Origin of the sequence: Mastigocoleus testarum BC008 (assembly GCF_001456025.1) — a bacterium.
Classification (GTDB): domain Bacteria; phylum Cyanobacteriota; class Cyanobacteriia; order Cyanobacteriales; family Nostocaceae; genus Mastigocoleus; species Mastigocoleus testarum.
Map to the genome: position 1 here is coordinate 15695 of NZ_LMTZ01000109.1, position 24188 is coordinate 39882.

The 24188-nt window shown below is 36.7% G+C and carries 16 protein-coding genes; 10 read left to right on the forward strand and 6 right to left on the reverse strand.

Features of this window, described 5'->3' with window-relative positions; genetic code table 11:
* The first annotated feature begins 821 nt into the window (after nucleotides 1–821).
* A complete protein-coding gene (locus tag BC008_RS26845) occupies nucleotides 822–1790 on the forward strand; it encodes a c-type heme family protein (protein WP_027843425.1) in 969 nt (322 codons plus the stop codon).
* 54 nt (nucleotides 1791–1844) lie between these two features.
* Here BC008_RS26845 and BC008_RS26850 read toward each other — a convergent pair whose 3' ends face one another.
* Nucleotides 1845–3299: a serine/threonine-protein kinase gene (locus BC008_RS26850; RefSeq protein WP_027843424.1), complete on the reverse strand. Its 1455-nt coding sequence runs from the start codon at nucleotides 3297–3299 to the stop codon at nucleotides 1845–1847.
* 723 nt (nucleotides 3300–4022) lie between these two features.
* Entirely contained in the window at nucleotides 4023–4916 is an 894-nt protein-coding gene (locus BC008_RS26855; protein WP_027843423.1) for a phosphate/phosphite/phosphonate ABC transporter substrate-binding protein, read from the reverse strand.
* 208 nt (nucleotides 4917–5124) lie between these two features.
* Here BC008_RS26855 and BC008_RS26860 point away from each other — a divergent pair, with 208 nt between their 5' ends.
* Complete coding sequence (locus tag BC008_RS26860; RefSeq protein ID WP_027843422.1) at nucleotides 5125–7554, forward strand: ATP-binding cassette domain-containing protein; 2430 nt, start codon at nucleotides 5125–5127, stop codon at nucleotides 7552–7554.
* Complete coding sequence (locus BC008_RS49715; RefSeq protein ID WP_161938159.1) at nucleotides 7547–7702, forward strand: hypothetical protein; 156 nt, start codon at nucleotides 7547–7549, stop codon at nucleotides 7700–7702. The genes BC008_RS26860 and BC008_RS49715 overlap by 8 nt, the downstream gene beginning before the upstream one ends.
* Nucleotides 7703–7726: 24 nt before the next feature.
* On the opposite strand, the gene BC008_RS26865 is transcribed toward BC008_RS49715, so the two are convergent.
* The gene (locus BC008_RS26865) at nucleotides 7727–8941 is read right to left on the reverse strand and encodes a glycosyltransferase family 4 protein (protein ID WP_027846666.1); all 1215 of its coding nucleotides are present in this window, start codon (nucleotides 8939–8941) and stop codon (nucleotides 7727–7729) included.
* Nucleotides 8942–9794: 853 nt separating this feature from the next.
* Between BC008_RS26865 and BC008_RS26870 the strand changes: the two genes are divergently transcribed.
* Complete coding sequence (locus BC008_RS26870; protein ID WP_058184004.1) at nucleotides 9795–10919, forward strand: calcium-binding protein; 1125 nt, start codon at nucleotides 9795–9797, stop codon at nucleotides 10917–10919.
* Between the two features lie 64 nt (nucleotides 10920–10983).
* Here the strand turns inward: BC008_RS26870 and BC008_RS45830 are convergent, their stop codons facing one another.
* A complete protein-coding gene (locus BC008_RS45830) occupies nucleotides 10984–13101 on the reverse strand; it encodes a pentapeptide repeat-containing protein (RefSeq protein WP_058184042.1) in 2118 nt (705 codons plus the stop codon).
* 762 nt (nucleotides 13102–13863) lie between these two features.
* A complete protein-coding gene (locus BC008_RS26880) occupies nucleotides 13864–14817 on the reverse strand; it encodes an SDH family Clp fold serine proteinase (protein WP_058184002.1) in 954 nt (317 codons plus the stop codon).
* Nucleotides 14818–15151: 334 nt separating this feature from the next.
* Between BC008_RS26880 and lysS the strand changes: the two genes are divergently transcribed.
* From lysS to BC008_RS26895, 3 genes are all read left to right on the forward strand, one after another.
* The gene (gene lysS, locus BC008_RS26885; protein ID WP_027841440.1) at nucleotides 15152–16687 is read left to right on the forward strand and encodes a lysine--tRNA ligase; all 1536 of its coding nucleotides are present in this window, start codon (nucleotides 15152–15154) and stop codon (nucleotides 16685–16687) included.
* A 151-nt stretch (nucleotides 16688–16838) separates the two neighbouring features.
* The gene (locus BC008_RS26890; RefSeq protein WP_027841441.1) at nucleotides 16839–17534 is read left to right on the forward strand and encodes a hypothetical protein; all 696 of its coding nucleotides are present in this window, start codon (nucleotides 16839–16841) and stop codon (nucleotides 17532–17534) included.
* A gap of 946 nt (nucleotides 17535–18480) precedes the next feature.
* Complete coding sequence (locus BC008_RS26895) at nucleotides 18481–18945, forward strand: hypothetical protein (protein WP_027841442.1); 465 nt, start codon at nucleotides 18481–18483, stop codon at nucleotides 18943–18945.
* A 360-nt stretch (nucleotides 18946–19305) separates the two neighbouring features.
* Here the strand turns inward: BC008_RS26895 and BC008_RS26900 are convergent, their stop codons facing one another.
* Nucleotides 19306–19896 (reverse strand): hypothetical protein, encoded by a 591-nt coding sequence (locus tag BC008_RS26900; RefSeq protein WP_027841443.1) that lies wholly within the window; start codon nucleotides 19894–19896, stop codon nucleotides 19306–19308.
* A gap of 200 nt (nucleotides 19897–20096) precedes the next feature.
* Here BC008_RS26900 and BC008_RS26905 point away from each other — a divergent pair, with 200 nt between their 5' ends.
* The 3 genes from BC008_RS26905 (at nucleotide 20097) to BC008_RS51545 (ending at nucleotide 23969) form a co-directional block, all read left to right on the forward strand.
* On the forward strand, nucleotides 20097–20714 hold the full coding sequence (locus BC008_RS26905) for an RNA polymerase sigma factor (RefSeq protein ID WP_027841444.1): 618 nt from the start codon (nucleotides 20097–20099) through the stop codon (nucleotides 20712–20714).
* A gap of 157 nt (nucleotides 20715–20871) precedes the next feature.
* Nucleotides 20872–22011: a tetratricopeptide repeat protein gene (locus tag BC008_RS26910; protein WP_082650628.1), complete on the forward strand. Its 1140-nt coding sequence runs from the start codon at nucleotides 20872–20874 to the stop codon at nucleotides 22009–22011.
* 389 nt (nucleotides 22012–22400) lie between these two features.
* On the forward strand, nucleotides 22401–23969 hold the full coding sequence (locus BC008_RS51545) for a CAP domain-containing protein (RefSeq protein ID WP_235595938.1): 1569 nt from the start codon (nucleotides 22401–22403) through the stop codon (nucleotides 23967–23969).
* Nucleotides 23970–24188: the final 219 nt, after the last annotated feature.

The following is a 24188-nucleotide window of genomic DNA, read 5'->3' on the forward strand; positions in this document are numbered from 1 at the left end:
ATGGCTCATTATTATGCTGTTCCTCAGAGGAAAACAGTAATCCTTGAGTGTCAGAGCCTATAATTTAGTTCTACAAACCAACTACAAACAAATTTATTTGTAATTGGTGTAGGCAAACCTGATATTAGCAGCTGTTAAAAATTATTGAAATTCTGTGGACACCATAACATTTTCATCGATGGAAATGCTTGCTAATACATTTCTACAAATCCATGCCTGATGTCAGGGGATGGTAAAAATTAATGGGTTTAAGTGCCTATATAAAATACTCAGATTTTGGCAAATTCCAGAGTAGAAACTTTTAGTTGCAAGCGATAGCTTTACTTTTGTTCTTTTCTCTAAAATTTTAATGAAAAATATTAATACTCTAAGCAAAGTATGATAGGTTTTCCTTGTTTATAGTTTTTTCATTTCTATATATATCAAAACACTAAGCAAATAAATTACAAATTTAGATGGTTTGTAAAGATAATATTTATTTTTGACTTCAGTATTTTTCAGTTTGATTGGTTATAACTCTTTAAAACTCAGCCATAACTGTTTGCAAAATTATGAATTAAGTTTGATATTTTATGTTTGATATTTTGGAATTTTGAGTTTAATTTAGGAATAGTTTGAGTTTATAGGAATGAAATTAATAAAAGATTCTAAATATAACTCCGTAGTATAAAACTTTGTGTAAAATTTAGATATAGCCTTTGGAATTAAATAGTATTATTTCTACTAGATACTATATTGCCTATAATTATTGACTGTTACCAACGACTACTCAGCAACAATTGAAATTAACCAATATATCTTACAAAGAATGATTGAAGATAATGTTTAAAAATCTTAAATTAAAACAAAAATTCACCATGATTTTACTCGTCATTCTTATTGTCGGGTTAAGTTTTTGTGGGTTATCTTTGTCACTAATTCTCAGACAAAATGCTGAGAGGGAAATTGCTTCAACAGGTCTTTTACTGATGGAGACAATGACATCAGTACGCCAATATACTAATGAACAAATCAAGCCTGAATTAAATGAACAGTTAGAAAGAGAATTTCTGCCTCAAGTTATTCCTGCTTACTCTGCTACTGAAGTATTCAATAATCTACGAAGTAAAGAGAAATATGGGCAATATTTTTATAAGGAAGCAACCTTAAATCCTACAAATCCTCGGGATAAAGCAGATGATTTTGAAACAGAAATTGTTGAGAAATTTAGGAACAACACAAAATTAAAAGAGTGGCAAGGATTTCGTTCCGAACCAGCAGTTGACATGTTCTATATTGCTCGTCCTTTACAGATAACAGAACCAAGTTGCTTGGAGTGTCACGATACTCCTGAAAGGGCACCAAAAACTCAAATAAAAAACTATGGTCCTGTAGGTGGTTTCGGTTGGAAATTAAATGAAATTGTGGGAGCCCAAATTATCTCTGTTCCTGCAAGTGCAGTAATTCAGAAGGCAAATCAATATTCGTTTCTAATTGTAGGAATTGTTTCTATTGTTTTCGTTGCCATTATTCTTTTAGTAAATCTGTTACTAAATAGACAAATAGTCCGACCTTTAAAACGAATAACTCGAGTTGCAGAAGAAGTTAGTACCGGACATATGGACGTTGATTTTGAGCAGTTATCAAATGACGAGATTGGTAACTTAGCTAAAGCTTTCAAACGTATGAAATTAAGTCTGGAAATGGCAATGAGAAGACTTAAGCGCCCACCAGGAAATACTAACACTGGTAATCCTAGTAACTATGGTAACTCTGGTAATTCTGGTAACTATGGTAATTCTGGCTATTAGCCATAACCGAATTACCTAATGCGAAGAATTTAGCAGAAAGCTTTAGCAAAAGAATTAGTTCAGCAAGCTACGTACAAATTCAATAGCTGCTTGCGAATCGGGAATTTCATTCGCGAGTAGCTCAACAAATTGCTGAGGTGAAAAATTTGGGTTATCGGCTAAAGTATCTTCGACAATCAAATTTGCCATTGGTCCAATATGATAGGCTAATTTTTCTTGACAACATCGGATAAAGTTTGCATCTAGATAAGAAATTCTCCCGGTTCCCTGTTCGGGGCGAAATTCTCGATCAGTTTGATGTTGTGGGTAAGATTCTCGATTGGTTTGATATTGTGGATAAGATTCTCGATTAGTTTGATGTTGTGGGTAAAATTCTCGATTGGTGTGATGTTGTGGGTAAGATTCTCGATTGGTGTGATGTTGTGAGTTTAACCCCCGATTGGTTGAGTTTGGTGAGTGAAAACCTCGATTAGTTGAAGAAATATTCCTTGATTGATTCTCTGGGAAATAGGAGTTTTCTGGCGCTCCTGCAAATGAATTGTCGGGGTTAGAAATAAATGCTGTAGGGGGCGTACTGGATATAGGATTTTGCAATAATGTAGAGGAATTATTTAGATTGTTTACACTCCGATTCTCTACACCCAAATTTTCCAGGCTAGCAAGAGTTTCTATTGCTGTTTGATAGCGTACTTTAGGAGTATCAGCTAACATTCTATCGAGTACTCGAGCAAAAGCATCACTCACATTAGTATATTGACGCCACTGCCACTCTAAGGAATATTGGTTCATCAGGGATGATGGCTCTCTACCTGTCATCAAAACGATTGCAGTCACGCCCAAAGCATAAAGATCGCTACTAGGGGAACAAATTCCCAAACTTATTTGTTCTCGGGGAGCATATCCAACTTTTCCTACCAAAGAAACTTTTCCTACAAAGGTATTTCTTTCAGTCTGAAGTGTTTGACCAATACCAGCAATTTGTTTTCCAACACCAAAGTCAATCAGCACGGGTATATTTTTGCCATCAGGTAACATGATATTATCAGGAGATATATCGCGATGGATAATATGATGTTGATGGACGTATTCCAAAACAGGTAGTAAATTTTTCAGCCAATCAATAACTTCATTTTCAGTAAAGGTCAGACCTTGTCTTTGACGTTCTGCTAGCAAGGCAGAGTAAGTTTTTCCATTTACAAATTCTTGCACTAGGAATAGTCTGTTATCTCCCTCAAAACACGCCAGAAAACGCGGAATCTGGGGATGTTCCAACTGGTGAAGAATTTTTGCTTCCCTTCTGAATAAATCTCGGCATTTTTCTAAACCTCCCAAGCCAGTTCCTACTGGAGCAAATTCTTTGAGAACGCAAGGTTCATTGAAACGCCGACTATCAAAAGCTAGGTAAGTTCGCCCTAGACCCCCTTGACCTAACAGTCGCTCAATTATGTAGCGATTATCAACCAAAGTACCGGAAGTAATTTCTGGTTTTGTTATAGGGGAATAAGACATCTTATTAAGCTCCCGATTATATCAAGTTTTATATATATATAGCTGTGGTTGCTGCAAGGTATGCACAAAATTATGCAAAAAAATATATAAATATTTTTTCTGTTGTTATTATTGAGGATTGTACGCTCGAAATTAAGCGATGACTTTGACACTCTCAAAAAAGTAGCAAATGCTTATAAGTTAAGTTTAAATGAGTTCTCCTGCAGCGAGTGTTAGGCAGGGATGTTCGAAAAGCTATGCTTAATAAAGCACTATTTACGAATACTGTACCTATAAGTGATTTTCCACAAAAAAATGACAACAAACTATTAAGTTTTATATATCAATTTTCATCAATACGTAGATTAAAGACTAGATTTAGCAAGAATACTGCTTGAGTGTTATAAATAAATAACTTGAAAAATAATAAAGTATTCTATTTTTTTCTTTAATAAAATATTATTAATCAAATATTTTATTAATAATTCCTCTCGAGAAACGCCTGCATACATACCGATTGCGTACATCTTTAAAAGGCGTTTCTATAATTTTGCTTTGCTAACTCCTGCTGTGTTTACGCCCCAATACCTACGGCTGAATCACTTTATGGACAACTACGTTACGCAAGAAGTACATTATCCGTTGGTTACTAGCTGCTAATCCCAAGTGCAAATCATGCTTGCACGAACCTAAGTTAAGTAAGAATGCGGTCTGTTCTGACTTCTAATTCCTGAACCTTGATAATTATTCATTCGCAGCAGTAGATTCTGTCGGGTAAAGTAAAACCGCAGGTGTTTCTTCAACTCGCTGTTCGAGTGGTCTAACTTTTTCGACTAATTTAATAAATTGTTTGTAATTAGGAATTGTGGCGCTGGGGACATAGCCCGCATCAGCAGTAATATGTGCTGGAGCTTGCTCCATTGCTCTTCGAATTTGCTGCTCGCGATTTCTTTCAACTGTTGGTGCTAGCAGTACAACTCCTGATGGGATATAGCGACCTTCATGTATAATTCTAAAATTTGTTTTTGGTTTTACTTGTCGATAACGTTCAAAATTCTTTTTGGATATCGCCCCAGCATCAACTGTTCCTTGGCTAATTAATTCCATCAATTTTTTGGGGGTAGAAGCAAAGTTAATTTCTTTGAGGGTAAGACCAAATAGATCATACAGGGGGACATAATAGCCAGCAGCAGAACCTTTTTGTCCTAAAGCAATGGTTTTATTCGCTAAATCGGAAATCTTTTGAATCGGACTATCATCGCGGACAATAATTAAAGGAGTTTGAACACTGCTGACTTCCGCCATTGAAAATATAGCTTCGTAGCGTTTTTTACCAATTGCGATCGCTGCTAGACCAGGAGGTGCAAACACCATATCCCAGTTTCGCGAGCGAATTTGTCTGATGGCTCGTAATTCGTTGTAAGTTGGCTCTATATCAACTACGGATTGTGTTTTGGTAGATAGATATGTTTTGAAACGGTTGTATTGTTGTTGGGAAAGCTTGGTTTGACCATAATTAACTACACCTACCGTCAACTTTTTCGGAACTTTTGGTTTTTCACTACCACCGAAGCATCCCGAAATCGATATACCAATAAATATTAATAACTGCAACAGCAGTAAGCTACGGGAAAACATAATAGATTTATGTAAAAGGAATGAAACTGAATTTATTTTGGAGCAGGTTTTAGACTCATTATCTCTGTTACTTGAAGCGGGTGGCGTAAATACCAAAAAAACTTTATTTTTGCTGGAAAAATGTTATTACCAGATGAAACTTATAAATAGATATTGACAGAAATACTCAGTCCCCGATCATTATAAAAGCAATTAATAAAAAACAGTCATGACTGCTAGATTCGATGAAACTCTTTTTAGACCACAACCTTTTTTAGAATTGGAAAATCAAGGTCAAAGACTACGATTGGATTTAGAAAAATTAGAACATCGCCTAGGACGGGGTCGTGAATGGGCTGACTTAGATGTTCCAATTGGTTGGGAAGTTGTTTCCCGAAAACAAGCAACTTTACGTAAAGAAGGCGAAGATTACAGAATTTTTGATGGTGACGGTTCTACTCCTAGCCGAAATGGTATCTTTCTAGATCGGGTTAGAATCAATCCGACAGAAGGTTGCGTTCTTAGGGATGGGATACAACTGGAAATTGGCTTATCTCCCCACAATCGCATTACCTTAACTTATTATCACCCCGGTGACCGACCAGTTTCACTCCCTAGTAATCGTCGCTTAGGCTTAAGAAATCTTAAACAATGGCCAGTACAAATAGGTCGAGCCCTCAGGACGGATGATTACTCCTCGATGGAATTGGACGCACCGACTGTTTCTCGCTTACACGCCACAATTTATCCAGATGGTAAAGGTGGACATGTTTTACAAGATTTAAGCACTAACGGTACTTTCGTTGATGGTCAGAGAATATCCAAGCGTTTCCAATTAAGAAATGGAAATCGGATTAATATTGGTCCTTTTACTTTGGCTTATTCTCCAGATTCATTAGAATTACTGGATAGTGGCAGTCAAATTCGTCTTGATGTCGATCGCCTCACACGCAAAGTGAAAATAAAAGGTGGGGCTGAAAAGGCTATTCTTAATGATATTTCGTTAGTTATTGAACCCGGACAGTTAGTGGCTTTAGTGGGGGGTAGCGGTGCGGGTAAATCCACTTTAATGAAATCATTGTTGGGAATAGAACGAGTATCATCAGGTACAGTGTATCTGAATGGAGATAATTTACGCCAAAATTGGGCATTGTATCGCTCGCAAATTGGTTATGTACCTCAGGATGATATTGTCCATCCCGATTTAAGAGTTGAAGAAGTAATTGCTTATGCTTGTAAGTTAAGATTACCCCCCGATACTGATGTTAGACAAATTGTAGAAACAACTTTAGAGCAAATAAAACTGACCCATGTCAGAACTAACTTCATCCGTAATTTAAGTGGCGGACAGCGCAAGCGAGTTAGTATTGGCGTTGAACTTTTAGCCGATCCTAAATTATTCTTTTTGGACGAACCAACTTCCGGTCTCGACCCTGGTTTAGACAAAGAAATGATGCGGTTACTACGAGAACTGGCAGACCAAGGTAGAACAGTTGTGCTGGTTACTCATGCTACTGCAAATATTGAAGTTTGCGATCGCATTACATTTATGGGACGTGGTGGGAAACTATGTTACTTTGGACCGCCAAAGGAAGCCCTAAGCTTTTTTGACATGCCTTCAGAAGATTTAAAATATTTCTCAGATATTTATATAAAACTAGACCAAGGTGGTGCTCCAGCACAGGTAGTCCAGACAGTTAATAATTGGTCCCAGAGATATCATCAATCTCCCCAGTATCAAAAGTATGTTACTAGGCAGCTAAAACCAGGTGAAGAAAGTAAATTTAAAACAGACGATCGAATCCATACGGGGATATCTCCACTCAAGCAGTTATGGTTGCTTTCTAAGCGTTATTTGCAACTAGTTCTTCGGGATCGTTCCAGTATTATATTTTCATTGGTATCAGGTCCAATTGCGATTGCTTTAACGGCTTGGATATTAAAAGACGAAACTCCCTTAAATAAATTAGATCCTGCAGAAATTACTCAAGGACCATTGGCACTGAAGTTACTGTTTATTTTTAGCTGTATTGGTATTTGGGTGGGACTTTCTAGCTCAGTACGAGAAATTGTTAAGGAAGCAGCTATTTACGCCCGAGAAAGGCTGATTAACTTGGGTTTATTTTCTTACTTAGGTTCAAAAGTTCTCATTCGTTCTGGTTTGGTAATCCTGCAGACTCTGTTAGTTACAGCGACGGTGTTAATTGGTTTTAAAGCACCGGAGTATAATCTTATGCCTTGGGCTTTAGGTTTGGGAGTTACGACTTTTTTAACCTTGTTTGCTAGTGTCAGTCTCAGTTTAATGATTTCTGCTGCGGTCAAAAATGAAAATGAGGCTAATAGTATTTTGCCTTTAATTATGATTCCCCAAATAATTCTTTCGGGAGTTTTATTTGAATTAAAAGGAATATCCGCGAAGCTGGGCTGGTTGACAATTAGTCGATGGTCAATGGGTGCTTATGGATCGCTCATTGACGTCAATGACATGATACCTAGCAAAACTCCAGGTGCACCATCTTTTGATGATATATTTACTGCATCTTCTGTATACGATGCTACTTGGAAAAATTTAGGTTTAAACTGGGGTATTTTACTTTTGCACTCCGCAGTCTATTTGATTGTGGCGTTGATTCTACAAAAACGTAAAGATATTGTGTGAATTTGGGAGTCAGGAGTTAGGAGTTAGGAGTCAGAAGCCAGAATTCAGAATTCAGGAGTCAGAAGTCAGGAGTCAGGATTCAGGATTCAGGAGTCAGGAGCCAGAATCAAGAAGAACAAGAATTGACTTCCTAATCCCTAATCCCTAATCCCTAATCCCTAATCCCTAATCCCTAATCCCTAATCCCTTCCTGAATCCACTCCAAATGTTGGGATAACAGCTTTGCTAAATCATATTTTTCTAAGATTGTTTCTCGTGCTTTCGCCCGAATTGAAGACATTTGATTTGGGTGGTCGAGAACTTCTTCTACGCGAGCACAAATTTCCCCAGGTGAGAAGAAGTCTACTAGTAAGCCATTAACACCATCTTCAATTACCTCTGTAACAGGAGCGGTGCTAGAAGCAACTATTAAACAACCTGTAGATAAAGCTTCTAGCATTGACCAAGAAAGCACAAATGGACGAGTTAAATAAACATGAACGGAGGAAGCTTGTAAAACTTGTAGATATTTATTGTAAGGAAGTAAACCTGTAAAGTGAACTCTATTTAAATCTAGGGGTACTTTATTTAACATTAATTGTTTATAGGTTTTGCCATCGGGAAGCTGTTTACCATAAGCAACTCTATCCTCACCAACAATCACTACATGACAATCGGGTCTTTTTTGTTGAAGTAAAGCTATAGTTTGGATAAATTGGGGAAAACCTCTGTACGGTTCCATTCCCCGCGCCACATAAGTGACAATTTCTTTTGTATGGGAAAGGTCAAGATTTATTTCCGGTAAAATTAACTTTGCTCCCGGCTTTGGTTGAAAATATGTTGTGTCGATGCCATCATGGCACACAGTAATTTTACTATGATATTCTGACGGAAATTGTTGACGTTGCCAATAAGTAGGAGAAAGACCGCGATCGCAACTGTAAAGGTCTATGAGAATCGGAGCATTTTTGATCCGAATTCGGGCTTCACTATCTGCATTTAATGGATCTGTAGGGTCAAAATCGGCATCCGAGCCATGTGCGTGATAAAACCATTCAAAATAAGATAATAACTTCGCTTGAGGAAAAATATCTTTAATAAATAAAGTGGGACCCCAACCAGAATGACCGTAAACAAGATCTGGAATAAAATTCTTTTTTTTGAGTTCTTCGGCTAAACGGTAGACAGCTTGACCTTGAAGAACAGCTTTTTCTAACGGTTGGACATAATGATGTGTTTCGGGTCGCACTTCTCGTGAAGGGCTATAGATTGCTTTATAAACATCTTTTATAGAACCATCACGACGGTTAGTACCAAAAATAACTTGATTATTAGAATCTGAAGCTAATTTTGCCGCTAAATGGCGAAATTGAGCTGGAAAATTAGGATGTAAAAATAAAATACGCATAAACTTGATTTAGCAAAAACTAATCAGTTTGCCAAGTAAACTAGTTTACATTAACTTTTGTCGATTGTTTGGTGGTCTAATATTCTTCTTATCCCCCGAGGAAAATTGTAAAAAAATTGAGAAAGTATTTTGTGTTGGTTAAAATTCCCCAAATCCTTTCTAGTTAATAAGTAGAGATAGTTTAATATTTTTTTTAATATTTTTTTGATAAAGAGAGTTGATTTTCTAAAGTAATAATACCTTGTTCGATAAAATACAAGTATTATGCTCTAAAACTAAATATAAATACTAGATAAATGTTAACAATAAAGATACTTGTCATACTCAGGAGTTCCATCAGTATATTTATATCGATTGCGAGTAAATTAACCTAATATTCGCATCCTAATTCCCTCGCTTAGAAAGTCTGATTAATTGTGTAGATTATTTAGTTTGATGTGAAGAATTTAATATCTATAGCAGGGGGATTAATTATTTGAATTGTTTTTATACATTAGTTTTGAATTAAAGTTAGTGTAATTACTATGTTTGCAACTGTATTAATTAAGTCACTGTATGAAGTTGATTTGTAAATTAATTCTTATATCAATCTTTATAAAAATATGGTGTTTCAGTAATGTAGCTTTGTTATTGTATGGCTTAGCTTAATTAGAACAAAAGAGATTGAGGACTGATCCAAGACCTCTTTTTTGATAGTTATTTTGAAGTTATAAGATTTTTACCAAATTTTGATTGATGCGTTGATTTGGTAGAAGTTAAGCCGAATTAATGGGATTTTTGTTTTTTGTCTCTCCCTCACACAATACAACCCATCGTAGTTCACAACTAATTATTAAAGGTTTTTAAATTGAATATGAATAAAATTACCGGAAACAGAAATTCCAATATTATCTTCGGTACTCTACAAAATGATTTGATTAGAGGTTTAGGAGGAGCAGACAGAATTTTTGGTTTTGATGGAAATGATATTCTCATCGGTGAGAACAGTACTGACATTTACGAAGCCGATCCTCAAGGGGGAGGGAATGATTTCCTCGATGGAGGTAAAGGAGACGACTCGCTATTTGGGATCAACGGTGATGACTTTTTAATTGGTGGTGAAGGTGATGATTCTCTCGATGGTGGTTTAGGGGACGATACCCTCATGGGAGGAGAAGGTGATGACACTCTTTTAGGTGGTGAAACCTTCCTCACCAGTGGGAATAATACCTTTTACGGTGGTGCTGGTAACGATCTGATTCAAGCTACATTCTTCGGTGATGATTTCGCCCGTGGTGGAGAAGGTAACGATACAATATTCGGCGGAGAAGGTGGTAATGATACCTTGATGGGTGGTAGTGGAGATGATTCTATTACTGGTGGTAGTAATAGATTCTCTGGAGAAGATAACGATAGTCTCATGGGTGGAAGTGGAAATGACACCATCTCTGGGGCTGAGGGAAATGACACCATCAAAGGTGGAAGAGATGATGATTCCTTAGATGGAGGTTTTGGTAACGATCTAATTTACGGTGAAGCTGGAAATGATTTTCTGTTTGGTGATGTTGGTAATGACATCCTTGATGGTGGTTTAGGCGATGATACCCTCAATGGTGGTTTAGGCGATGATACTTTAATTGGGGGCGGGGGTAGCGATCGCTTTGAATTTGCTTCGAATGATGGATTAGGTTTCAACAAAGAAGTTTTTGGAATGACCGACATTAAAGACTTTAGTTCGGGGATCGATACAATTAGTTTGTCCCGTGAAACTTTTGCACTCGCGAGTTTAGAAGACGATTTATTGTCGCCAAGTGAATTTGCATTAGTGACAGATGATGCAGGTGTGGGTAGTAGTGATGCTTCGATTGTTTACAGCATGGCTACAGGAAACTTATTTTACAACCAAAATGGTAGTGACCTCGGTTTGGGAACTGGGGGACAATTCGCCAATTTGGAAGGTATTCCAGAATTGAGTAATACAGATTTTAATTTGATTTAAATTTGGTAATTAGCAGCTTTCTGGAGCGCATTGCTATTCTTAACGGGGAAGCACAAATCTGGAGCTATGGTAGGAGGGTATCCTGAAAAATTGCTCCACGTTGAATTAGATCAATCTGCATTTGTTCAGAAATGCCAGGGTTCTTTCCAAGTCTGGCATTTTCAACCTTGGCACGGTTGAGGTTGGCATTTCTAAGGTCTGCACGGTTGAGGTCAGTACGGTTGAGGTTAGAACTTCTGAGGTCGCTTCCACTAAGGTTGGCACTCATGAGGGTAGCTCCACTAAGGTTGGCACTCATGAGGTTGGCACTACTAAGGTTGGCACTACTAAGGTTAGCACCACTGAAGTATGTAGCACCAAGGTTGGCACCACTGAGGTTGGCACCACTAAGGTTGGCACCACTAAGGATGGCACTCATGAGATTGGTATTCATGAAGTTTGCTTCCACAAGAATGGCACTCATGAGGTTGGCTTCTATGAGGTTTGCTCCTGTGAGGATTACACTCATGAGGTTTGCTTCTATGAGGTTAGAGCGGTTGAGTTTGGCTTCTGTGAGGTTGGAGCGGTTGAGTTTTGCACCCCTGAGTTTGGCACCCCTGAGGTCAGCACTCTTTAGGTCAGCATTCCTGAGGTTAGCACTACTGAGGTTGGCACCCATGAGGTTAGCACTACTGAGGTTGGCACCCATGAGATCGATACTCCTGAGGTCAGCATTCCTCAGGCTGGTATTACTGAGATTGGCTTCTATGAGGTCGGCACCACTAAGATGAGCATTACTTAGTTTGGCTTCTGTGAGGTCGGCACCACTAAGATGAGCACTACTTAGTTTGGTTTCTATGAGCTTGGCACCACTGAGGTTAGCTTCTATGAGGTTGGCTTCTGTGAGGTTGGCAGCATTGAGATTCGCACGCTTGAGATTCGCACCACTAAGGTTAGCTTCTACGAGATTAGCACCCTGGAGATTAGCACCACTGAGGTTAGCTTCTATGAGGTTGGCACCACTGAGGTTAGCTTCTATGAGGTTGGAACCACTGAAGTCTCGCCTATAAACTGGCTGATTAAGAATTTCCCAGACTAAACGCCATTTACTATCAAGTTTTGTCGTAGAGTCGACGATTGTATGGCTGAGGATGGTGTTACTGAGATTGGCACCACTGAGATTAGCACCACTGAGATTGGCACCACTGAGATTGGCACCACTGAGATTGGCACCACTGAGATTGGCACCACTGATATTAGCACGGTTGAGATTAGAACCACTGAGATTAGCACCACTGAGATTGGTCTCACTGAGGTTAGTACGTTTGAGATTGGCACCACTGAGGTTAACACGGTTGAGATTGGCACCACTGAGGTTAAAACGATTGAGATTGGCACCACTGAGGTTAGTACCAGTTAGGTCTTGTCTATAAGCACCATTTTCAATGATTTCTTGAACTGAACGAGATTTATTATCAATTTCAGTATTCTCTTGATTTGAGGTTTGAGTAAAGCCGGTTTTTAAATTTTTTATGTCAGCCCTCTTACCATTCTCAGCAATGGTAAATACTAATCGTTTTTTATCACCTTTAGAATTCCCCGCATCTAAAAAATTCACATTCTCAGTAGGGATATCTAATACTTGAGTAAGTTTTTTTAATTTGAATAGTTGCTCAACCATCTTAAGTCCTTCTTGAGAACCTTCTAAAATTAATCTGATACTGTCTTCGTCAACGCCAACAATTTTTATAGAAGGATCTCCAACAAGTTTTCGCAAACTTACTTCGACCGCTTTTAATGTTGCTATATTAATTTTATTTTTTTCAAAACTGGTATTGATATAAGATGCTAGATTATTTTTATCTAACTCTCCGTTTCTATCCTGTTCATAACGCGAGTTAAGACCAATTATTACACTAGCTTCATCTAATTTCATTATTTTCCCAATAGCTTTTAAGCTGGTATTTCCAGGATTTATATTTTGTGCAGCATCAATTAAATTTTCAATCCAGTTCTCTTTATAAGCTATCTTTATTAAGTTAAATATTATGTCCTGTAGTTTGTTAGTGTCTGTAGCGATTTCATCCAGGTTTTTATTTAACTCAAAGGCTAACATTCGCTTCAGTGAAGCTTTGCTAGGGAAAGCTTCAATAAAAATATGTTGTAATTCTTTGTACCTTTGATCGGATAAATCAAGATTCATCCCGTCAACCCCCTACTCTTTTGATAAGCAAACTCATCACCCTGGTTGGCACTTCTCAAGTAAGCGTCAACTAATCAATATTAATCAATATTTTAGACGATAAATGCTGATAAAATGATAATAAATCTGAAAGATAGTTACAACAAAAAAATCTTCTAACAACAATTATCAGATTAATCAAGCTTTAAGAAATGAGAATCATTATTTTAGGTATAAGCGCCCCAGGAAGGAAAGTAAAAATTCAAAATATAACCTGCGGTTACGCTGAGAACGCGCTGCGCAAACGCTAACAAAAGTCAAAAGTATAAAATTCCTTGCAATGCAATGAAACTATCATATTTTGGGCTATAACTAAAACCTTTGCGATGTAAGTCTTTAAAAGTTTGCAAGTTAGGAGATTGAAATAGACCGCTTTACGATTTATTAAGGACATGTTGATTTCTGTGTTCAACAATTTGCTTAAAAAAATGATGATAAGTAATATTAAAAAAATTAAAAAAACAAATAAAAATGATTACTATATTTTGATTATTTCAGGACTTACGCAAAACATACATAATTATGTCATTAATTTAGTGGTTTGGGCTGTTGGGTTTCGCTAAGTGCACACCCAACATACCAGATTCAAAACTTATAGCAATTTGGAAAAAGAATGGGACAAGTAGATTTTTGCTGAGACCTTCAATTAAACTTATCTACCAATAAGTACATTGCAATTATTTGTTGGTTTGGTATTAAATGAAACCCTAATGTTTGAAAATGTTACTTGTTCTTTTCAAAGGGCAATACATTCGGTTCAAACGTTTCATCCTCTCCATCGTCTGAATCAATTGACTCTTCCTCAGTTCCTTCGCTATCTGAATAATTTCCGGCTTGGTTGTCGTCATCCTCTTCAATTAATGTTTCTAAATTTACAATTACATCAGTCGATGCTGGTTTGCGAACTAAAGGAAATATGGCTTCTTCTAAAGACAACTCCGCTTCATAGGGTTCCCTGACCGTATCGAATAGTTTTTCTGCTTCTTCAAAATCGATCGCAAAACTGTGGGAAGGATAGTTGTAAATTAAATCCTTAATTACTTCGATTCCCTGGGGTTTTAATCTTTGTCCGTAGGCTAAAGCGATATTCATTAGTCTATTCATCTCGCCAACTCTTAGGGGATCTATCTGACTGGAGATGGGAGACAATAGTTCGACAGCCATGGAACTTGCAATATCTGCAGCTGTTTTAGTTGTTATAGCCGCTTGAGAACTGGAAATAATATCTAAAAAATAACTCTCAAACATTTCAAAAGCTTGAGAACTAATTACAGATAATGCTTGCTGTATATCTAAACCTGACTCGCTGCGAAAATCATCATCTTTAGTAACTTGAATATCAAGCGGACCCAATTCGCCGAAATCGGACATAACAATTTCATCCGCTCCTAAGGCTAGTAAAGTTCCAGCACTTTTACAGTAACCAAATACAAATAAAGTAAAGTGCTTATATTTTCTCTTTAAATAACGCGCAACTCTAAAAGCCGCATCTGGATCCCCACCATAGGTGGTCATAATTAAGGCAACGTTATTTCTTTTAGGTATAGTTTGCTTTATTTCGTTAATTAATTTATCAGCATTTACATCAGAAATTGCTGCACTATAGAGAAAAATATCAGCTTCAAGTTCTGAGGTAATTTCTTGAACGGAGTTTGCTAACAGTAGTTTTTGTATCATTTAGTTGATGTGTATAAATACTGATACTTGAATACAGTTAAAATACTGATTCTAAAATTATTACGAAATCATTTTTAAACTTAAAGTCAGAAATCATACAATCATCTTTCTATTTACCTGCTTACTGGCAAATTTTGGAAAGTATAAATTCTAGAAAGTACAGATTCTGGAAATTACAAATTTTGGAAATTAAGAGTTTTGGAAATTAAGAAGATCATCTTGGGAAAGAATTTTGCAATCTGGAACACTGAGATAAAAATGAATGTACAATTTCCCAGGGTCTTATAATTAAATCTTTCCCCCGAGAAATTTTCCCTTCTAAAATTCGTTAACCATGTCCGAAGAAGATATTCGAGCCACAAGGCTAGAGAAAGTCGAAAAACTGCGTCAGTTAGGGATGAATCCCTATGCTTATAATTGGAAATCTAGCGATTGCGCGGCGCTATTACAAGAAAATTTTGCCGATTTAGGTAAAGGTGAAGAAGTTAATTTAGAAGTTTCCATTGCCGGACGCATTATGGCACGTCGGGTTTTTGGTAAGCTAGCATTCTTCACTTTACAAGACGAAACTGGCACAATTCAGCTTTATCTGGAGAAAAAACGTATTTCCGAAAGCATGGCTGAAATTGATGCTAATGCTTTTAATAATCTGAAAAATCTTACAGATGTCGGCGACATTCTGGGAGTTAAAGGAACAATTAAACGCACTGAAAAGGGCGAATTATCTATTTATGTTAAAGAATATGCCATTCTTACCAAATCTTTGTTGCCTCTACCAGATAAATGGCATGGTTTAACAGATGTTTCTAAACGTTATCGTCAACGTTATGTAGATTTAATTGTTAATCCTGAAGTACGGCAAACTTTTCGTCGTCGCGCTCAAATTACTGCAGGTATTCGTCGCTATTTAGAAGAGCAGAATTTTATTGAAATTGAAACCCCAGTTCTCCAAAGTGAGGCTGGAGGTGCAGATGCACGTCCATTTGTTACCTACCATAACACCTTAGAAATGGATTTGTATTTGCGTATCGCCACGGAGTTACACCTGAAAAGGTTGATCGTCGGTGGTTTTGAAAGAGTTTTTGAATTGGGAAGAATTTTCCGCAACGAAGGAATTTCCACTCGCCATAATCCAGAATTTACTTCTATCGAGGTTTACCAAGCCTACGCTGATTACAATGATATGATGGCGCTTACCGAAGGAATTATTACTACGGTTGCCCAAGAAACACTCTACACTTTGAAGATTACCTACCAGGGACAAGAAATTGATTTGACTCCTCCTTGGCGACGGGTAACAATGCACGATCTAGTTAAAGAAAATACTGGATTAGATTTCCAAGAATTTAGTACCTTGGAAGAAGCCAAAGCTGCATGTAAAACAGCGGGAATTGAAGGGGTAGAAGATTGCCCATCAATTGGTAAGTTATTAAATGAAGCCTTCGAACAAAAAGCGGAAGAAAAATTAATTCAGCCCACCTTCGTAGTGGACTACCCCGTAGAAATATCACCTTTATCTAAGCCCCACCGCTCTAAACCCGGATTGGTAGAACGTTTTGAGTTATTTATAGTCGGACGGGAAACCGCTAATAGTTTCTCTGAGTTGACAGATCCGATCGATCAACGCCAACGCCTTGAGGAACAAGCAGCCAGAAAAGCCGCTGGAGATTTAGAAGCCCAAGGTGTTGATGAAGATTTCCTCACAGCTTTAGAGTATGGAATGCCACCCACTGGTGGTTTAGGTATTGGTATTGACAGATTGGTGATGCTGTTAAACGATTGTGCCAGTATTCGTGATGCGATCGCTTTCCCCCTACTCAAGCCAGAAAAATCAGGAACAGAAGAATTAAACCCTGATAAACCTGAGTGATATGAAATTTGGGGTGCGTTAGTTATACCTAACGCACTGCTCTCAAATTGATTCTTTAATTAATTCTCCAATTGACTGTCAAACTTATACGATTCAGTAGCAAAAAACACAAGGACAATAAATTTATTCAGGGAATGAGGTAAATTAATTTTTGTTAGCAAAAGATATTAAAAAAAGATTAAAAAAACTCATAAAAGAAGCATCCCTTGTCGATCCGAATTTGGAGAAACGATTGATTGAAATCGACCGTTGGGTTGGAGATATAAAAACAGGTTCCTTGACTGCAAAAAGATTCTTGATTTTGTTTTTGGAGCAAATAATAAGGGATGCTGAAGCTTGGCTAAAATTTAAATCTTTACCTTCTCAAGAAGAGCGAAGAGCAGCTTTAGAGGCGCTAAATCCAACCTTAAAATATTGGTACAACTACTTGTTTCCCCAATGGTTAAACCATAAAGATCCCAAATTTTATATTTGGCGAAGAAAACTTATGGCTGGGAAATTTGAGCAAAAAGATGAAGATTTAATAGCTTCAGCGATTGAGGAAATTCAACTTCGTGGCGGGACAGTAGTCAAACGTTATGTAATAGACCTTTCAATGTCTACTGATATAATAGTCAGTGCTGGGCAGGAAAGTTCATTGTGCGTCCAATTGACCACTCTCAATCAAGAATTTTGTCAAGAAAAATCTAATGATTGGGAAAGTACTCTACGTTTTTGGAGCATAGAACGGGGGTTATTTCTAAGTTACAATCCTGGAGAACCTAATTTTGTGAATAGGATCGCTAACATAACTCTTTACAACAGTAATAATCTTAAGATTGGGGTTTATCTCAGGTTTAATCTGTGAAAAGTTTTAATGTAATATATTTATAAATGACTTTTTATCAATTTTATTCTCGAGATTATTAAAAAAAGTTTCTTCAGAAACATAAAATTTAAAATTTAGGAGTCAGAATGAATGAAGGATGAAGTATTCATTCGTAATAGGCAGTCTCAGTTTCCTTTTAGAAGGTAGTGTTAATAAAATTCAGTAGAAAACTAAAGATAGTCTGTTACAAATAGTGCGCGTAAACATACTTGTTTCATTTTAAGTAAGTAGCTATACAAACCAGCATATTTATGCTTCCAATAAATAAATTTTTTTTTAGCGAGCGGGTCTCCAAATCAAAATGAAAAACAACTGTTTTGATTCCGTGTGTTTCTGCTAGTTAAAGCTGTGACTTTGAATGTTTATAGAGTCATTGAGTACATAATCATAAATCTTTGCAGAATTTTGGTGAGGAACCAAATGGGGAGTTTTGCTTGATGTTTACACAACCTTACAAATTCCAGTTTTGGGTTCTCTTTAAAGTTAAATTATCAAAACTGGATGGGTTACTCTGACTTGTTGACTAATAATTCCTTCATGTTGTTATATTTAGCACTGTAAAATTACTTATATTCCGGCAGGTATCATATAAAACGTAAACCTTAGACAGGACGGATTGCTATTGTTGTATTCCAAAAGTTTTACTCAAAATTTTTTTTACTTAACACATTGAATTTCAAGATCATCGACTATATGAACTTACGTATTAGGTGAATGTATTTGTAAAAATTACGGTATTTACTATTTCTCACATGAGATACTTTCAGTTTACGAAATAATCTTGTTTCAAGATGAAGATTAACAGCAGAATCACTAATGCTTAGCACCTCGTTAACTGAGTTCCCAACTCTGAAAACTTTAAGTCTTTTTCCGTTACTTAGATTGAATCTTTCTTCGTTAAGTGCTCCTAAAAAACTAAGTCACCATGCTCAAAAATAACCCAACTGGCTGTCAAGAGAGATTAGAAGATTTTTTACAAGCTGTAGAATCAGCCCAAAAACTACAGAATGACATCATTAAATATGGTCTTGAAGCTGCTCATTTTTATGTTGAGGACTTAGATGGAGACTGGCTGGAAAAATGGAGCGAAGATGAAGAAGAACAAAATATTACAGAACATATTACGAATTTCCTAGAAAGTGGGGATCCAGTTGCTGTCAAATTATGGGAAAGAATTGGGGATAAACCTCTGACAAAGATAGTCTCTGAATTAGAGAGGTGTTTAAGTTTTTCGAAAAGAGCAGAGCAAATTTTTGCAATCAAAGATTTCTTGTTGCACAATTCGAAAGCAGGAAGAAACAATTCAACTGCTAATGATGGATATGATTTAGTGAATCTAGTAAATTTAGCAGAAGAATTACTAGAGAAATTGACAGATATTTTGGATTGATTATTAACAAATCAGAAATATTGTAGAAATTAGGATATCTCAAATTTAGTATTTGGATTTATGGGCGTACAAAAATTTGAATGTACCAAAATTTTAACTGGTTAATTTTTTTGGAAAGTGAGCTATTTTGCTCGCCCTTTCCTCCCTTGGGAGAGGTTAGGAGAAGGTTATATTCCACCCCACACCTCCACACTAGTAGGAAGTTGGACTTGCAAGCTAACTTTCCAGAATTTTTATCAACTACAAATCCTAAATCCGGATAGATATCGATCAATAAAGATGCTTAAAATTTATTTTTTCCAAGTGTTTTTATCTTGTGAAAATAGCAATGGTGGGAAAAACCCACCTTCATAGCAAAGATTAATTTGCCATTTCAGCCATCTCAATAACACGCCTTTCATAGTCTTTTACTAAAAAATTTAAAGGCTTGCGGCTGCGAATCTTAAACTTCAAACCCCGCATTTCCACCCGCAATAAAATCATTTCTAAGCATTCGCGGTCGAAACAAACGTGACGCTGCTGATTTTTGTTACCCAAACTGGCTCCCGTAATCACATGTAGCTGAGTGTTTTTCTTCAGCTGATACCACAGTCCTTCTGCAGCATTATTTGTGCGATTGTATGTGGGAGTACTTCCCAAATAAAGCGGATCTATTCCAGTCGCACCAATGGTTTGTTCGTAATTGTAGTAATAATGTAAAGGTACTTCCGCCGCAGGTAAATCCAGTAAACCTTCATACAACTGTCGGGCTATTTCTAAATCCGATACCATCACCGTGTGCACCTTTGGAGCGCTGGTGAGAAACATCCACATTGCACCGGCATATGCTGCCAGTAACATGACCATTATCCCCTGAGTGGAGAAAAGACTATCTAATGGTAAAGAAGGTAAAAAGGAACCTATAGTAAATGGCTGAAGCAGGAACGATATCACACTAGCTGCTATAAACATGAAAACATTAAAAATTGTATAACGGAGCTACTTTTCGTTTTGCAAATTTCGACTTAAATTTAAGTCTGTATTCTATAGTGTATCAATTGCCTGCTAAGTCTTGCTGTTAACTACGAGCTGTTAATGCTAAGCAAGATACTTTACCATCTAACATAAATAAGCCACTACCCTTATATTACCAATATATTCGAACTAGGATCGTGCAAATACCAAGTTTTTCTGAAGCCAATCATCCATTAGTGAAATCATTATTCCATCACAGTGATTTGGAACTGTTAAATCTGTTTGTTGCTCATCCGGATGCTGGTAAATACTTTACTGCGATTTTTTGCCGCTATAGCCCTATAGTCTATACATTAATTCGACATTCGGCACGTTCTCCAGTGCAAGCAGATTACTTGTTTGCTTTGACCTGGCGGAATATTTATTACCAGTTGGGCGGTTTGGACTTAAATGTTTCTAAACCCGAGCAGGAAGGTATGACTTTGCAGAATTGGCTAATAGATATGACTGCTTACTCTATCAATGAAACAGAATTACCCCCCACGGAAGCGATTCACTACTCGATTAAAGATACTTCTCCACCACTTTGGTGTTATGTCGAACAAGCATTAGAACAACTATCGCCCAAACTTAGATTAATTTTACTGATGGCACAAACTTTCCACTGGAGCGAGACTAGAATTGCTGCTTATTTGCAAGCAGAAGGAGAAGAAATTTCCCCACCAGAAGTAAATAATTTACTTAGAGAAGGATACTCTTTATTGGAAGAAAAATTACCATTAGATATTCGCAACATCTACCTGAGCGAAACTTAAAATCTAGTGGCAAATAACAGTGGAACTTAATCAATTTTGTTTTTCAATATTTTTTTAATAACTTTCTTTTAATTACTTCCTTTTAACTACTTTTTTCCGATTACTTTTTTAATACTTTTTTAAATTATTCAAACCTGCATTATTGTGGGAATATTTTATGAAAAACTTATTTTTCAAACATCTATTTTGGGAATATCTCTTTTCTTGTGCTGGGGAGAATAATAAATTTCAAGAATCACCCCGTAAAGGTCAAAAAAGTAGAGGTCAAATAAAAATCGAAAACATCATATTATTGACCTGCAAGATTTTGCTTGTGAGTATTTTTTTTGTTCCTGTGACAGTGAATGCAGTTGAAGTAACAGAACAACTTCATGGTTCATCCTATGTAAAAAATTCATCTCAATTACGCGAGGAAGCTGATCGACAGGTAAGTTTAGCTCGACGGGAATTAAAACAAGGAAAAACAGACTCAGCAGTAAATTTACTATTACAGGCTTTAGAAATTTATCATTTCACTGGAGACATAAAGGCTCAAGGTTTAGTTTACGATTTATTGGGTAAAAGCTATGTAAAATTAGGTCGTTCTAAACAAGCCGAAAATGCTATTCGCCGGCGTTTAGCGATCGCTCGCGATCTCAAAGACTTTCGCTCTCAAATTTTTGCATTAAATAACATCGGTACTTTATTGATGCAAAAAGGCGATTTTAATCCCGCACTTCAAACTTTTATAGAAGCCCTCAACATTGCTCGTGAGATTGAAAGTCTTGAAGGTCAAGGACTTTCTTTAAGCAATGTAGGTTTAGCAAATTTTCGTTTGGGAAATCATAACCAAGCCATGGAGCTTTATGAAAATGCATTAAACTTTCGCCGTCAAGCTAGGGACTCCCTCGGAGAAGCAAATACTCTCAATCATTTAGGGGATGCTTACCTCTTAGTCGATAATTATCAACAGACCATTGCTACTTACGGTGCAGCACTACGGATTGCAAAAACTATCAGCGACCGCTCAAATGAATTACGTGCGATGGATGGGCTAATAACTGCTCATAGTTCCGTGAAGCGTTATGACCGGGCTTTTGAATTGCTTGAAAGACGTTTGAGTATAGCGAAGAAACTCAACAATATTCGGGAAGAGTTGAAATCATTTGAATCTTACGCCAAATTGTACGAGCAAATGGGTCAATATTCTACAGCTCGTAATTTTTACGAAAGAGCTATTTTACTTGCAAAAACCTTGGAAGATAGCAGAGAAGAGTTATTGTTACTCGACAAAATTACCCGTATCAGCAAACGCTGATCGAAAGCTTTTCTGAATTTAACTACTTGCTAATTCTAGAGACGTGTTACTGCGTCTCTATTTCTATAAATGCATTACTTGATACAAGAAAATCACTACATTCATCTATTGTTAATTATGAATATTAAATATTTTTGGTGAAATTCAAAAAAGTTAATTTAATGATAACTCTTGGATAAATCTTAATTTGATGTGGACGTTTAAGTAATTACCATTACATAATTATGTAGAAATTAATTTAATAACACTTTCTTATAATGACGATTAAAAAAATATAAACTATAATTTAATTTCGATTTCCAAGGAAAATAACTTTTTAATTTCAGCCACGTGGCATAGGCTGTGCTCTACCTAGAAAATACTCAGTAATTTGTGTTCCCTATTAACCTATGCCTGTCAATATTTTTGATGCGAGCTTTTATCGCTCTGCTAACCCAAGCTTAGAAAGTTTGAGTGATAATGACCTATGGTCTCACTTTCAAAACCATGGTTTAGAAGCAGATTTATCCTTTTCCCTCTTAGTAAATTTAGACTTTTATCGAGCTAACAACAGTGACTTGAGTCACTTTAGCAATAAAGATGCTTTTGAACATTTGCAAAACTACGGAATTTCAGAAGGGCGTCAATTTTCTGAATTATGGGATTTGAATTTTTATCGCCAAAATAATACTGATTTAACTTTTTTTAGTAATGAACAATTATTTCAGCATCTGCAAAATTATGGTGTTGCAGAAGGACGGAGATTTTCTCAGTTTTTTGATGTTAATTACTATTTAGCCAATAATCCGGATTTATTAACAGAGTTTGGTAAGGATAAATCAGCGTTACTACAACATTTTGTGATTTATGGCTTGGATGAAGGACGTAGATTTTCAGTTGCATTTGACCCTAATTTTTACCGCCATAATAACCCAGACTTAGCAAATGCAAGTCTTACTAACCAGCAACTTTTAGAACACTTTCGGATTTATGGTTTGAGTGAAGGTCGAGCTTCATCGGAATCATTTGATGTGAAACGTTATTTAGGTTTCAATTCTGACCTTGGAAGAGATAACTTAAACTATCAAATGGCCTACGAACACTTTATCACCGATGGTTTGACTGAAGGTCGTATGGCAAGTAACCACATTTTCGAGGATTCTGCAGGAGACACTATCGATACTTCTCGCCATATTTTACTCGGTCACAATTCAGTTACATGGAGAGAGGCTGTTAGTAGTAATGATAGGAAAGATATCTATAAATTCACCTTAGAAGAAGCAAGTAATGAGTTCAATCTGACACTTAACGGTTTAAAACATAATGCAGGTGTAAATTTGCGTAATACTAGTGGTGAAATTGTTGCTGGTGTGAACAATCCAGGAACAATGGGAGAATCACTCATCATTGATCATTTAGGTGCTGGTACTTTTTATATAGAGGTCTATTTCGAGCCTGAAGGTGGCTCTACAAATTACAATTTGAGCTTATCTGCAACACCCAATAGATCGGAACCTACTGCGTCAGAAACTCCTATTCCACAGACTCCAATACCCACTGGTAGTAATGACGAATTTATCCAAGAAGTTTTAAGACTAACAAATCAGGAACGTACTAAATTTGCCTTAGAGCCATTAGTTTTGGGTACAGAATTGAGTCAAATTTCTCAAAATCATAGTTTGGATATGGCTATTAATGACTTTTTTAGTCATAAAAGTCCCGACGGTTCTTCTGCTGTTGAACGAGCAGAAGCACAAGGCTATCTATATCCCTACATTGGAGAAAACATTGCTGCAGGATATTCTACACCTGAAGCTGTTGTTGCAGCCTGGATGAATAGTCCCGGACATCGTCGAAATATCCTTAATCCGTATTACGAAGAAATAGGTATTGGTTACTACTACTTAGAAAATGACACTGGTAATGTCAACTATAGAGACTATTGGACTCAGAATTTCAGTACGCAAGTTACTTCTTAACCAGATCAAAGTTTATACATTCTTAAGCGCAAGTTTCACTAGCCCACAGTAAAACCGAAGGTAATGACGTACCTTAATTTTTTCACAACGCAAATTTGATCGGTAAGCGTGTAGGTTAGGATATTATATTTTTCCTAAAAGGGAAGCGGGAACAGGAAACAATAAATGTCCTAACCTAAAACTGTAGCGCTATATTTCATTCTGCTCTTCCCTGGGTTA